The sequence below is a fragment of the Aeromonas sp. R7-1 genome (genome assembly GCF_040908115.1).
Taxonomy (GTDB): Bacteria; Pseudomonadota; Gammaproteobacteria; order Enterobacterales; family Aeromonadaceae; genus Aeromonas; species Aeromonas caviae.
In genome coordinates, this window is record NZ_JBFODD010000022.1 from 1 (window position 1) to 13181 (window position 13181).

Sequence of the window (13181 nt, forward strand, 5' to 3'; positions counted from 1 at the left end):
CCCTGGGCCATGGCGCTGACGGCGCGGGCGCTCTGCTCCTGGAGGCTGTTGATCATGCCCTGGATCTCGGCGGTGGAGGCGGCGGAGCGGCTGGCGAGGTTGCGCACCTCGTCGGCCACCACGGCGAAGCCACGGCCTTGCTCGCCGGCGCGGGCGGCCTCGATGGCGGCGTTGAGGGCCAGCAGGTTGGTCTGCTCCGAGATGCTGCGGATGGTGTCGAGGATGCTGCCGATGGAGTCGGTCTGGCTCGCCAGGGACTCGATGACCCCGGCGACCTGTTCGATTTCACCGGAGAGGCCGACGATGCCGTGACGGGCCTGGGCGACCACCTGGGCCCCCGCATCGGCCTGCTCGTTGGCCTGCTTGGCAACGTCGGCGGCGAGAGACGCATTGCCGGCGATCTCGCTGACGGTGGCTCCCATCTCGTGGATGGCGGTAGCGACCTGGACGGTGCGATCCCGCTGGGCGGTGCAGTTGTGCTGGGTGAGCTGGGCCTTGGCGGCCACCTCGTTGGCGGTGGCGGCGAGCTGGCGGGAGTTGCTCGCCACCTGTTCGATGGAGCCGTGGATCTTGGCGACAAAGTTGTTGAAGCCGGTCGCCACCTGGGCCAGTTCGTCACGGCCATCGACCTTGAGGCGATGGGTGAGGTCGCCATCACCGCTGCCGAGTTCGCGGAACAGGCGGGCCAGTTCGTTGAGGGGGCGGCTCACGGAGCCCGCCAGGAGAACGCCGAGCAGCCCCATGCCGACGGCGATGGCCAGGCTGACCAGCACCATGTGCAGGCGCGCTCTGTCCAGTTCGGCATAAATCTCGGCCTCCGGCACCTGGGCCACCAGATACCAGTCGAGCAGGGGGATGTAGCTGCTGGCCAGGATCACGGGCTGGCCGTCGACCTCGGCACGGGTGGCGGCAAAGGGCTGCTTGTTGAGCAGGTTGGTGCTGCTGCCGCTGGCCAGCTGGGTCAGGTTGTCCCGATCGATGCGGGCGGCGTCGGGGTGCAGCTTCACCTTGCCGCTGCCGTCTGTCATGAAGACGAAGCCGCTGTCGCCGATGCGGAAGTTGGCGAGCATGCTGACCATGCTGTCGAGGGATTTGGCGAGGCCGGCGAGGCCGCGTCCGTCGAGCTGCTGGAAGTTGACGAACAGTTTTACCTCGCCGTTGCTCTCCCGAAAGATGCTGAGCATCAGATCCTGGCGGCTCTTGGTGTAGTCATAGAACCAGTTGTCCTGCTCGTGGTTCAGGATGCGCAGAAAACCGTCCTGGTTGTAGTAGGCGGCACTCTGACGATCGGCGAAGGAGGCGGTGACCAGGCCATACTGGCTCGTCATGTCCTTGAGCTGGTTGATGAGGATGGACTCCTGCTCTTTTGGCATGCCGCGCTCGACCCAGTCCAGCACGAAGCGGTCGTTGGCAAGCTGTCTGGCGGCATTGGCGACCGAAGTGAGATCCTTCTCGATCTCCTTGCCGATGCGCTGGGTCAGGTTGGGCAGCTCCTGCTCGAACATGCGGTTCTCGATCAGCTGCTGGGCAGAACGCTGGCTGAAATAGCCCACCAGCAGGCAGGAGAGGGCCACGGCGAGGATGACGGTGGCCAGAATTTTCTGTTTCAGTGTCAGGCTTGCGAACATAAGGGTGACTCGGAAGTGTGAACCAGGGTTGAACTCATAATAGCGGCTGATTTGGCGCGCTCTTGAGGCGGCGGGGGCGTTTATTGTCGATTAACGTTTGCGCTCACACCCGGATTGGACTGGATTGGCGCCCGATTTTGCCGAGACATCGTCGCAAGCGGGGCGACCCCTCGCCAGCACCCCGGCTTGCGGTTAAAGTGCTTGCACTTATAGTAGGCTGCACCTGACTGGCGGCCTGCCCGCTCGACTCGCACCGGATTTATGGACTTTCATATGCGCATCTTTCATCGGGGATGGACCCACCTGCTCGTGCTCCTGCTGGCGACCCTGCCGTTCATGGCGGCGGCCGGAGCCAATGATCCCGCGCCTTCGGCCAGAAACCCGGGGGCAACCAAGATGGATCGTCCGAAGATAGCCCTGGTACTGAGCGGCGGCGGGGCCAAGGGGTCGGCCCATATCGGGGTGCTCAAGGTGCTGGAGGCAAAGCACATCCCGGTGGACATCATCGTCGGGACCAGCATGGGCTCCTATGTGGCGGGCATGTATGCCATGGGGCTCAGCGCCGAGGAGGTGGAGCGCACGACGCTGGCCATCGACTGGAACAAGGGCTATCAGGACAAGGTGGGGCGGGACGAGCTCTCCCTGCGCAAGAAGCAGCAGACCGAGAAGTACCAGCTGCGCACCGACATCGGGGTCAACGGTGACCAGACCCAGCTGCCGGACGGCTTCTTCCAGGGACAGTCCATGGCCAGCCTGCTGCGCCACGCCACCTCCAACCTGCCGGCGCAAAAGAGCTTCGACAACCTGCCTATCCCCTATCGCGCGGTGGCGACCGACATGGAGACGGTGACCCCCTTCGTGCTGGATCACGGCAGCCTCGCCAAGGCGATGCAGGCCTCCATGTCCATTCCCGGTGCCCTCAAGCCGGTGGACTGGGACGGCCGCATCCTGGCCGACGGCGGCACGGTCAACAACATGCCGGTGGACGTGGCCAAGGCCATGGGGGCCGACGTGGTGATCGCGGTGGACATCAGCGCCAAGCTGCGTACCCGGGAGTCCCTCAAGTCGGGATTGGCCATGATCGATCAGCTCACCACCTACATGACCCAGGTGGGGACCGAAAAGCAGAAGGCGCTGCTCGGCCCCAAGGACATCCTGCTGACCCCCGAGTTCGGCAACATGGGGATCGCCGACTTCGCCCTGATGCCGGAGGGGATCAAGATCGGGGAGGCGGTCGCCAACAGTGCAGCGGCCCGGCTCGATGCACTCTCTCTCTCGCCTGCGGCCTACGCCGACTATCGCAACGGCAAGCTGAGCCGGCGCGCCGAGCGCAGCGGCCAGCCCGCCTACTACATCGACAAGGTGGAGATCATCAACAAGTCGCGCCTCTCCGACGACACGGTGCGGGCCATGCTGAACGTGCGTCCGGACAAGGTGCAGACCTACGAGAGCCTGGAGGCGGGGATCCGTCGCCTCTACGCCCTGGAGTCATTCGATCGCATCACCTACGAGGTGGAGGAGCGGGACGGGGAGAACGTGCTGGTGGTGGACGCCAGCGAGAAGAACTGGGGGCCGGGTTATCTCAACTTCCAGCTCGGTTTCTCCGATGACTTCGAGAGCAGCTCCAACTACAACGTCGGCATGTCCTACACCCTCACCAACGTCAACGACTGGGGAGGCGAGTGGCTGACCGAGGCGTCCCTCGGGACCGCCAAGCACCTCAAGACCGACTTCTACACCCCGCTGGAGCCCTCCCAGACCTACTTCGGCGAGACGAGCCTGGCCTACGACAAGACCCAGCGACGCGTCTTCTTCCCGGAAGAGAGCAGGTCGTCGTCCGGGGTCAGCTATCTGGACTCCGAGTACAGCTTCACCAGCGTGGATCTCGCCGTCGGCTGGAATCGCCAGCCCTGGAGCCGCTTCTCCCTTGGACTGGAGGGCAAGATCGGCAGCGTGGAGATCCAGAACCTTACCAACGCGGATGCCGATGCCTCCGCCTGGGGACCCTACATCCGCTTCGAGCACGACACCCTCGACAGCCGCTACTTCCCCTATCAGGGGGTCTACTGGGACATCAAGGGGGGCTACTCCTACGTCGATCTCGACCCCTCGGACGGCCCCTCCGAGCAGGCCGAGGGGGTGAATTACCGGCTGGTGATGATCAAGCCCTGGTCCTGGGACAGGCACAGCCTCAACCTGATGCTGGAAGGGGGCGGCTCAAGTTCCCAGGAGACGGTACCGCTGTTCGTGCAGGATCTGGGGGGGCTGTTCCGCATGTCCGGCTTCCAGCATTACCAGTTGAGCGGTCGATACAGCCTGTTCGGCGGATTGCGCTACATCTACCGGGTGGCGGACAACGACTTCGGTGCCTTCAAGGCGCCCCTGTTCCTCGGGGGCTCCCTCGAGCAAGGGGGGGTCTGGGACAAGGGAGAGGACATCAGCATCGAATCCTCCTATACCTCGGGTTCCCTCTATATGGGGGTGGAGAGTTTCCTCGGTCCCATCTTCCTCGGCTATGGCGTGGCGGAGGGGGGACACGACATGTTCTATCTGCAATTGGGCACTACGTTCCAATAAGGGCGAAATGCTGCCTTTTTGTTAACTCACCTTGGGCGGGCGGCTTGTCACTCTAAAAAAACCTAATGGGTTTATATGGTTATGCTGGTTTGATGAATAACTGCACAGGGTTTGGATTTTAATTAGTCGTTAAAACTTATATAGTGGGGGGCACCCTACGGGTGTCCCGCAAGGACGATCGCCGCGAGCTTGGGCGAACCCCAAAAAAAAGACCAAAGAGGAATTAGTCGTGCTTGAAACATACCGTAAACACGTCGCAGAACGTGCCGCCGAAGGCGTGGTTGCCAAACCTCTGGACGCAGAGCAGGTCGCCGCCCTGGTTGAGCTGATCAAGAATCCGCCCGCCGGCGAACAGGACTTTCTGAAAGAACTGTTGTCCTCCCGCATTCCCCCGGGTGTTGATGAAGCGGCCTATGTGAAAGCCGGCTTCCTCACCGCCATCGCCAAGGGCGAGGCCCATTCCCCCATCCTGACTGCCGCCGAAGCCGTCGAGTTGCTCGGTACCATGCAGGGTGGTTACAACATTCAGCCGCTGATCGACCTGCTGGACGATGCGACCCTGGCACCTCTTGCCGCCAAGGGCCTCTCCCACACCCTGCTGATGTTCGACTCCTTCCACGACGTGGAAGAGAAGGCCAAGGCGGGCAATGCCCACGCCAAACAGGTACTGCAATCCTGGGCTGACGCCGAGTGGTTCCTGAACCGCCCGGCCCTGGCCGAGAAGATCACCGTCACCGTGTTCAAGGTGACCGGCGAAACCAACACCGACGATCTGTCGCCGGCGCCGGACGCCTGGTCCCGCCCGGACATTCCGCTGCACGCCCTGGCGATGCTGAAGAACGCCCGTCCCGGCATCACCCCGGACAAGGATGGCGTCATCGGCCCCATCAAGACCATCGATGCCCTGAAAGAGAAAGGTTTCCCGCTGGCTTACGTGGGTGACGTGGTCGGTACCGGCTCTTCCCGTAAATCCGCCACCAACTCCGTGCTCTGGTTCATGGGCGACGACATTCCGTTCGTGCCGAACAAGCGTGCCGGCGGCGTCTGCCTCGGCGGCAAGATTGCCCCCATCTTCTTCAACACCATGGAAGATGCCGGCGCTCTGCCCATCGAAGTGGACGTCTCCAAACTGGAGATGGGCGATGTCATCGACATCTTCCCCTATGAGGGCAAGATCACCCGCCACGGCACCGACGAGGTGCTGGCCCGGTTCGAACTGAAGACCGAGGTGCTGATCGACGAAGTGCGCGCCGGTGGCCGCATTCCGCTGATCATCGGCCGCGGCCTGACCGACAAGGCCCGCGAAGCGCTGGGTCTGCCGTTCTCCACCGTGTTCCGTCGTCCGCAGCCTGTCGCCGACACCGGCAAGGGCTTCACCCTGGCCCAGAAGATGGTGGGCAAGGCATGCGGCGTGAAGGGCATTCGCCCAGGCACCTACTGCGAGCCCAAGATGACCACGGTCGGCTCCCAGGACACCACGGGCCCCATGACCCGCGACGAGCTGAAAGACCTGGCCTGCCTCGGCTTCTCTGCCGATCTGACCATGCAGTCCTTCTGCCATACCGCGGCCTATCCCAAGCCCATCGACGTGCAGACTCACCACACCCTGCCGGACTTCATCATGAACCGCGGCGGTGTGAGCTTGCGTCCAGGCGACGGCGTCATCCACTCCTGGCTGAACCGCATGCTGCTGCCGGATACCGTGGGTACCGGTGGTGACTCCCACACCCGTTTCCCCATTGGTATCTCCTTCCCGGCGGGCTCCGGTCTGGTGGCCTTCGCCGCCGCCACCGGCGTGATGCCGCTGGACATGCCGGAATCCGTGCTGGTGCGCTTCAAGGGCGAGCTGCAACCGGGTATCACCTTGCGTGACCTGGTCCATGCCATCCCCTACGCTGCCATCCAGAAAGGGTTGCTGACCGTCGAGAAAGCGGGCAAGAAGAACATCTTCTCCGGCCGCATCCTCGAGATCGAAGGTCTGCCGGCCCTGAAGGTGGAACAGGCATTCGAGCTGGCGGACGCCAGCGCCGAGCGTTCCGCCGCCGGTTGCACCATCAAGCTGGATAAAGAGCCGATCATCGAGTATCTGAAGTCCAACATCGTGATGCTGAAGTGGATGCTCTCTGAAGGCTACGGCGACGTGCGCACCATCACCCGCCGCATCAAGGGGATGGAGGAGTGGCTGGCCAACCCGGTACTGATGGAAGCGGACAAGGACGCCGAGTACGCCGAAATCATCGAGATCGATCTGGCCACCATCAAGGAGCCGATCCTGTGCGCGCCGAACGATCCGGACGACGCCCGTCTGCTGAGCGACGTGGCGGGTGACAAGATCGACGAGGTGTTCATCGGTTCCTGCATGACCAACATCGGCCACTTCCGCGCCGCCGGCAAACTGCTCGAGAAGTATCAGGGCGAGCTGCCGACCCGCATGTGGATCGCCCCGCCCACCAAGATGGACAAGGATCAGCTGACCGAAGAGGGCTACTACGGCATCTTTGGTCGCGTCGGTGCTCGCATCGAAATACCCGGTTGTTCCCTCTGCATGGGCAACCAGGCGCGGGTAGCGGAAGGGGCCTCCGTGGTCTCCACCTCCACCCGCAACTTCCCGAACCGTCTGGGCAAGGGGGCCAACGTCTATCTGGCCTCTGCGGAGCTGGCTGCGGTTGCCGCCATCATCGGCAAGATCCCGACCGTGGAAGAGTATCTGCAGTATGCCAAGGCGCTGGACGCCACTGCGGCCGACACCTACCGCTACCTGAACTTCAACGAGATCGCCTCCTACACCAAGAAGGCCGATGCGGTGATCCTGCAGCAAGCGGTCTGAGACTCGCCGGTCTGACCACTGAAAATAACAATGCCGCGTCTCGACGCGGCATTTTCCATTTCAGGGGGCTGCGCGATAATGACCCGCCATGCCCAGCAACGGCGTCGTCGATCTGCCTGGTACGCGCGTTGCGCGTTCGTTGTCTGGCCATGATGGCCCCACCGTTTCCTGGTGGGCACTTTTATGCCGCGGTACCTGCGAAGCGGGCCCGCGCATTGCGGCGTGGTTGCTATGTTTCTGTTCCGGATTGATCTGGCCCGCATGAAGTGGCGCCTTGGTTGTGCCCTGCTGGTGTTGGCCCTGCCCCTGGTGGTGGGAGGGTGGATGGTGCACGACAGCTACGAGCAGGAGCTGAAAAACGATGCCAGTGCGTCAGCCAGCAAGGCCAGAACCTTGCTGGAGCGCATGCTGGATCAGGCCGAACGGGCCAACCTCGAGGTATTGCCGCTGGCCGGTCGACCTTGCAGCGACAACCTGCTGCTGCTGCGCAAGCGAGTGGCGCTGGAGCCGTTCCTGCGCTCCATCAATCTGGTGCGACAGGGGATCATCAACTGCACCTCGCTGTTCGGGCCTGCCAGGGAAGTGGATGACGGCTCCCGCTACACGGATCGCAAGTTGCTGCTGATGAGCGGCAACCTGGTGCGCAAGAATCACCCCTTGCTGGTGGTGCGTCAGGAGCGGGGGCGTGATGCGGCACTGAGCGCCATTGACAGCAGTCAGCTCAGTTTCATGCTTACCCTGAGCAGCGATCCCAGCGAGCTGTTCTTGCAGGTGGGGTCCGCCTGGCTCGATGAGTCCGGCCACTTCCAAAGCGATCCGCCGAAACTGCACAGCAAGTTTGCCCTGATACTCGCCTCCCAGCGTTACCCCTTCACCATCCACGCCGGTTATGCCATGCCGATCTACTGGCGTGCCCTGTGGGAGGCTCGCCATCTGCAACTGATCTGGCTGGGAGTCAGTTCGCTGGTGCTCTCACTGCTGGTGTGGTGGCTGCTTGGGCGGCCGGGGGCCCTGACGGACGAGATGAGACGCGGGCTGCGAGCCAGGGAATTTGTCCCCTATCTGCAACCGCTGATCGCCAGCAAGGGCGGCAAGATGGTGGGAGCCGAGGTACTGATGCGCTGGCAACATGCCACCGAGGGGCTGATCCGCCCCGATCTCTTCATCCCCCAGGCGGAAGAGTCTGGCCTGATCGTGCCCATGACGGTCAACCTGATGAAGACGGTGGCCAAGACACTCCACCCGGTACAGGAGCAGTTGCCCGAGGCATTTCACATCAGCTTCAACATCAGTGCCATCCACTGCCGGGACCTTTCCCTGGTGGCGGAGTGCCGCGACTTCCTCGGCCACTTCGTTCCGGGACGGGTGGTGCTGGTGCTGGAGCTCACGGAGCGGGAGCTGCTGGTGACCAGCCCGCAGACCCTCTCCCTGTTTCGCCAGCTCGACGAGATGGGGGTGCAGCTCGCCATCGATGACTTTGGCACCGGCCACTCCAGCCTCATCTATCTGCAGCAATTCCACGTGGACTATCTCAAGATCGACCGCTCCTTCATCGGCCGCATCGGGACGGAGTCCCTCTCCGAGCACATCGTGGACAACGTCATCGACCTCGGGGGACGGCTGGGGTTGTCCCTGGTGGCCGAAGGGGTGGAGACGGAGCAGCAGGCCGCCTATCTGAGAGGCAAGGGGGTCCAGTATCTGCAGGGATACCTGTTTGCCCGCCCCATGCCGATACGCCAGTTCTGCCGGGAGCTGACGGCGGGAGAGATACAGGTCGCCGCCGGGCGCACCGCCCAGGGCTAGGCCGCGCCCACCAGGCTGTGCAGCCAGTTCACCAGGATGTCGTCGGGGCTGCCGGGTTCGGGTGGCGCGGGGGCGAGCAGGTGATAGCCGGTGCCGTCGGGGACGAAGCCGAGCGGTGCCACCAGCAGACCGGCCTCGATATCGTCGCACACCTGGCGGTAGGGGCCGATGGCGACTCCCAGCCCGGCGACTGCCGCCTGCAGGCTGAAATAGAAGTGCTCGAAGGTCTGACCCGGCACCTCCTCGTCGGCGGACATGCCTGCGTGCTGCTGCCACTCCAACCAGGCGCCTGGACGGGTCTTGGTGTGCAGACGAGGGGCCGTTGGCCTGAGGGCCTGCACATCCCCCCTGGATTCAAAAAAGTGCGCTACCTTGCCCGGCGGGCAGACAGGGCCGGTCCGCTCCTCGAACAGCAACTGGTTGTAGAGCTCGGCAGGCCAGTGAAAGTCGTTGCGCCGGATGGCGAGATCGATGCCGCTGCCAAAGCTGAGGGCGCCGCCGCCCGCCATCAGGTGTACGTCCAGCTCCGGGTGCAGGGCCTGGAAGGCGGGCCAGCGCGGGATCAGCCAGCGCATCAGGAGGGTGGGTTCGCAGGAGAGCACCAGTGATTGAGGGCGGCTCTGCTGGCGCAGGGCCTGCGCCGTCTGGCGGATGCTGCCCAGCCCCTCTCTGACCGCCTGATAGAACCGTTCACCCGCGTCGGTCAGAAAGACCCGGCGCTGGCGCCGCTCGAACAGCATGACCCCCAGATCCTCCTCGAGCAGTCGTACCGCCCGGCTGATGGCGCCATGGGTGAGGTGCAGTTCGTCGGCGGCGCGGCCGAAATGCTCGGTGCGGGCAGCCACCTCGAAACAGCGCAGGGCGGTGAGGGAGGGAAGCGAGAGGTCTTTTTGTGAGTTTTTTTCACCATTCATGTCAGAAATCATCGTTCGTTATTGGTGTTGTTGGCAAATAAAATAGCCGATATCCCCTCTAATCAGGACTATTTTCATGACCGAACTGTTAGCCGTTGTCGCCATTACTCTCTTTGCCGTCATCAGCCCCGGGCCCGACTTTGCCATGGTGTCGCGCAACAGCCTGCTGCTCTCGCGCCGCACCGGCGTGCTGACGGCGATCGGCATCGCGGCCGGGGTCTGCGTGCACGTGGCCTACACCCTGCTGGGGGTGGGCCTGCTGATCCAGCAATCCCTCTGGCTGTTCAACCTCATCAAGCTGGCAGGGGCCGCCTATCTCATCTTCCTCGGCATCAAGATGCTGCGGGCCAAACCGGCTGCCGATGAAGAGAGCATCTGTCAGCCTGCCCTCTCCAGTCTGGGTGCGCTGCGCACCGGATTTCTGACCAATGTGCTCAATCCCAAGACCACCATCTTCATCGTCAGCCTCTTCATGCAGGTGGTGCAGCCGCAGACGCCGCTGGCGGTCCAGATCGGCTATGGCGCCTTCATCGCGCTGGCGCACGCCCTCTGGTTTGGTGCGGTGGCGCTCTTCTTCTCCACCCCTGCGGTGCGGGACCGACTGCTGGCGGTACGCCACTGGATCGATCGGGTGTTCGGGGGCCTGCTGGTGGGATTCGGCATGTTGCTGGCATTTACCCAGCAGACGCGCTGAGGCGGGGAGGGGGGCTCCCCCTATCCACCCCCGACTGTAGGGTCTTGTTTTTCATGCCTTGGCAGCCACTTTTCGGTAGAATTGGCGCTCATTTTGAAGTCAGATGAGGCGCGGTATGACGGTCAGGTTCCAGGCATTTCACAGCATCAAGGCGATTGGCAATCGGGAGGTGCTGTTCAACTGGTCCAGAACCAACCCCCTCGGCGCCCTTGATCAGGTGTGGCGCCCGACGACCCGTGACGAGCTGCAGCAATTGCTGCGGGAATACCCCGAGCGCAAGCTGCGGCTCATCGGCTCCGGCCTCTCTTTCGAACCCATCCACAGCGTCTACGCGGAAGGCAGCCAGGCGCTGCTGGTGGACCTGCACCACCTGCGCGGCCAGCTGGACAAGACTGCCGATACGGTGACCTACCTGGCGGGGACGCCGCTTGATACCGTCTATGCCGACCTCATCGCCATGGATCGCATGCTGCCGGCGTCCCCCGGCGTCATCGGCATCCAGACCCTGGGTGGCGCGCTCAGCACCGGCACCCATGGGCAGGGATTGCACCAGTCCGCCCTGTGCGATGCGGTGGCTGCCCTGACCGTGATGCTGGCGAGCGGCGACATCATCCGTGTGGATCGCACCGATCCGCGCTTCGGCGCCTTCGTGATGGGCATGGGGATGCTCGGCATCCTGCTGGATGTGACCCTCAACACCGTGCCCAACCGCATCATGCGCTGCACCAAGTTCACCACCGACTACCCCTTCCTGCTGGAACACAACGAGCGTCTCAACCGGGAGCACGCCTTCGTGAAGAGCTGGTGGTTCGCCTGGACCGGCGAGAGTCACATCTGGCTGGTGGATCCCGCCTCCGATGACGAGGTGGCCCGCTACCGCGCCGGGGGCAGCGAGCCGCTGGTGCTGGAGGGAGACATGGACGAGCGCATGAACCTGGCGCTCAATGCCACCATAGACGCGACCCTGCAGAAGATGGCCAGAGACACCAAGGACGAGGCCAGGGCAGGCGAGCACTTCGAGACGGTACGCCGCTTCAAGGACGCCTCGGATCTGGTGGGCAACGTCTATCAGATCCTCTGCAAGGGAATTCCTGCTCCCCAGATCAACTGCGAGGTGGCCGTGCCCCTCGAACGCATGGGGGAGGCCCTTGAAATCCTGCAGGCATGGCAGGAGGCGAACCCCGGCGTGCTGCACTACCCCTTCATCCTGCGCTGCACCGGTCCCTCCGTGGCCTGGCTCAGTGCCGCCCATGACAAGTCGGTGTGCTGGATAGGTTTTCTGGTCTATCTGGCGGCAGACGGGACCTTCGTCGGGGGCTCCATGGAGCAGATGCGCGAGTTGCAGCAACTGCTGGTGCCGCTTGGCGGCATTCCCCATTTCGGCAAGCACCTGGCGATGGACCTCTACGACTTCCCGGCCCTGTTGCCGCGCTGGCACGACTTCCTGGCCCTGAAGCGGGAGCTTGACCCCCATGGCCGTTTCGAAAACCGCTGGCTCGGCGACCTGTTCGCCAACCGGTAAGGATCTGACATGACCGATATGCAAGACACTCGCTTACTCATCCTCCTGCCGATCAGAGGGGGGGCATCCCGATGACAGACATGCAAGACACCCGCATCCCCGTGACCCTGCTGACCGGTTTTCTCGGCAGCGGCAAGACCACTCTGCTCAATCACTGGGTCAAGCAGCCCGAGCTCGGGGAGTGCGCCGTGCTCATCAACGAGTTCGGCTCCGTGGGGCTGGATCACCATCTGGTACAGCAGGTGGACGAGCAGGTGGTGCTGCTCGATTCTGGCTGCATCTGCTGCTCGGTGCAGGGCTCCCTGGTGGAGGCGCTGCAGGGGCTTTTCATGAAGGCCATCCAACGGAAAATCAAGCCCTTCAAACGGCTGATCATCGAAACCACGGGTCTGGCCGATCCGGCCCCCGTGCTGTTCACGTTGAGGGAAGAGGGCTTTATCGCCCAGCGCTACCGCTTCGATGGCACCGTCACCGTAGTGGATGCCGGCCATATCGAGCAGCAGCTTGCGGCTCAATATGAGGCGGTCAAACAGGTAGCGCTGGCGGATCTGCTGGTGGTGAGCAAGGGGGATCTGGTGGATGAAGAGACCCTTGCTCGGGTGGAAGCCCAACTGGCGGCCCTCAATCCGGCAGCCCCCATCCAGCGGGTCAGCAATGGGGTGCTCTCACCCGCGGTGCTGGAGAAGCTCGGCGCCTACAACGAGGCGGCGGGGCGCGACGTGCGCCAGTTGCTGGCCTGGCTGCGTACCGAGTCCCCGAAACAGGGGCTGGCTTCGCCCATGCAGCCGAAGATGACGCCGTTTGCCGCCAAGGTGGGGACGGTCGCGCCCACTCGCTTCGAGCACGGCAATATCGAAAGTTTCTCCCTGCGCATCGGCGAGCCGCTCAAGCCTTCCCGCCTGCTGGCCGCCATCGACGCGGTGCAGGCACAATACGGCGATGCCCTGCTGCGTCTCAAGGGGATATTGCAACTGGAAGGGGAGAGCCAGCCAGTGGTGATCCACGGCGTGCACGGCCAGCTCTATCCGTTGCAGGCGCTGGGGGAGTGGCCCGAAGGCAAGGCCCAGTCCCGGCTGGTGTTCATCGTGAAGAGCCAGGACAGGGTAGGCATAGAGCAGTTGTTCCTCTCGACCCTCAAGGCCCCCGAACCCAGCCTGGAAGAGCACCTCAAGGCCATGCTCGGCCAGCCGGATGCCTGATATGCTGATATGACCCG

The 13181-nt window shown here is 63.4% G+C and carries 8 protein-coding genes; 6 read left to right on the forward strand and 2 right to left on the reverse strand.

The features are described 5' to 3' along the window. Window positions 1–1628 (reverse strand): methyl-accepting chemotaxis protein (locus tag AB5Y51_RS04075; RefSeq protein ID WP_368178079.1); only part of this gene is annotated, 1628 nt, incomplete at its 3' end. Window positions 1629–1901: 273 nt separating this feature from the next. Between AB5Y51_RS04075 and AB5Y51_RS04080 the strand changes: the two genes are divergently transcribed. The 3 genes from AB5Y51_RS04080 to AB5Y51_RS04090 all read left to right on the forward strand — a co-directional run bounded on the left by AB5Y51_RS04080 (window position 1902) and on the right by AB5Y51_RS04090 (window position 8835). Then, a complete protein-coding gene (locus tag AB5Y51_RS04080) occupies window positions 1902–4205 on the forward strand; it encodes a patatin-like phospholipase family protein (protein ID WP_182976101.1) in 2304 nt (767 codons plus the stop codon). A 229-nt stretch (window positions 4206–4434) separates the two neighbouring features. Next, entirely contained in the window at window positions 4435–7032 is a 2598-nt protein-coding gene (gene acnB / locus AB5Y51_RS04085; RefSeq protein WP_368178080.1) for a bifunctional aconitate hydratase 2/2-methylisocitrate dehydratase, read from the forward strand. Between the two features lie 231 nt (window positions 7033–7263). Continuing rightward, window positions 7264–8835, forward strand: coding sequence for an EAL domain-containing protein (locus tag AB5Y51_RS04090; RefSeq protein ID WP_368178081.1), 1572 nt, complete (start codon window positions 7264–7266; stop codon window positions 8833–8835). Here the strand turns inward: AB5Y51_RS04090 and AB5Y51_RS04095 are convergent. After that, entirely contained in the window at window positions 8832–9749 is a 918-nt protein-coding gene (locus AB5Y51_RS04095) for a LysR family transcriptional regulator (protein WP_368178082.1), read from the reverse strand. The genes AB5Y51_RS04090 and AB5Y51_RS04095 overlap by 4 nt on opposite strands. A gap of 76 nt (window positions 9750–9825) precedes the next feature. On the opposite strand from AB5Y51_RS04095, the gene AB5Y51_RS04100 reads away from it, so the two are divergent. The 3 genes from AB5Y51_RS04100 (at window position 9826) to AB5Y51_RS04110 (ending at window position 13164) form a co-directional block, all read left to right on the forward strand. Beyond that, the gene (locus AB5Y51_RS04100) at window positions 9826–10443 is read left to right on the forward strand and encodes a LysE family transporter (protein ID WP_368178083.1); all 618 of its coding nucleotides are present in this window, start codon (window positions 9826–9828) and stop codon (window positions 10441–10443) included. 115 nt (window positions 10444–10558) lie between these two features. Continuing rightward, the gene (locus tag AB5Y51_RS04105) at window positions 10559–11965 is read left to right on the forward strand and encodes a D-arabinono-1,4-lactone oxidase (RefSeq protein WP_048208545.1); all 1407 of its coding nucleotides are present in this window, start codon (window positions 10559–10561) and stop codon (window positions 11963–11965) included. 71 nt (window positions 11966–12036) lie between these two features. Beyond that, window positions 12037–13164, forward strand: coding sequence for a GTP-binding protein (locus AB5Y51_RS04110; RefSeq protein ID WP_167826512.1), 1128 nt, complete (start codon window positions 12037–12039; stop codon window positions 13162–13164). Window positions 13165–13181 lie beyond the last annotated feature (17 nt).

Excerpts from the sequence above, each read along its gene's own strand:
- AB5Y51_RS04080 (WP_182976101.1), top strand. The coding sequence starts at position 1,902 with ATGCGCATCTTTCATCGGGGATGGACCCACCTGCTCGTGCTCCTGCTG.
- AB5Y51_RS04090 (WP_368178081.1), top strand. The coding sequence starts at position 7,264 with ATGTTTCTGTTCCGGATTGATCTGGCCCGCATGAAGTGGCGCCTTGGT.
- AB5Y51_RS04095 (WP_368178082.1), bottom strand. The coding sequence starts at position 9,749 with ATGAATGGTGAAAAAAACTCACAAAAAGACCTCTCGCTTCCCTCCCTC.
- AB5Y51_RS04100 (WP_368178083.1), top strand. The coding sequence starts at position 9,826 with ATGACCGAACTGTTAGCCGTTGTCGCCATTACTCTCTTTGCCGTCATC.
- AB5Y51_RS04105 (WP_048208545.1), top strand. The coding sequence starts at position 10,559 with ATGACGGTCAGGTTCCAGGCATTTCACAGCATCAAGGCGATTGGCAAT.
- AB5Y51_RS04110 (WP_167826512.1), top strand. The coding sequence starts at position 12,037 with ATGACAGACATGCAAGACACCCGCATCCCCGTGACCCTGCTGACCGGT.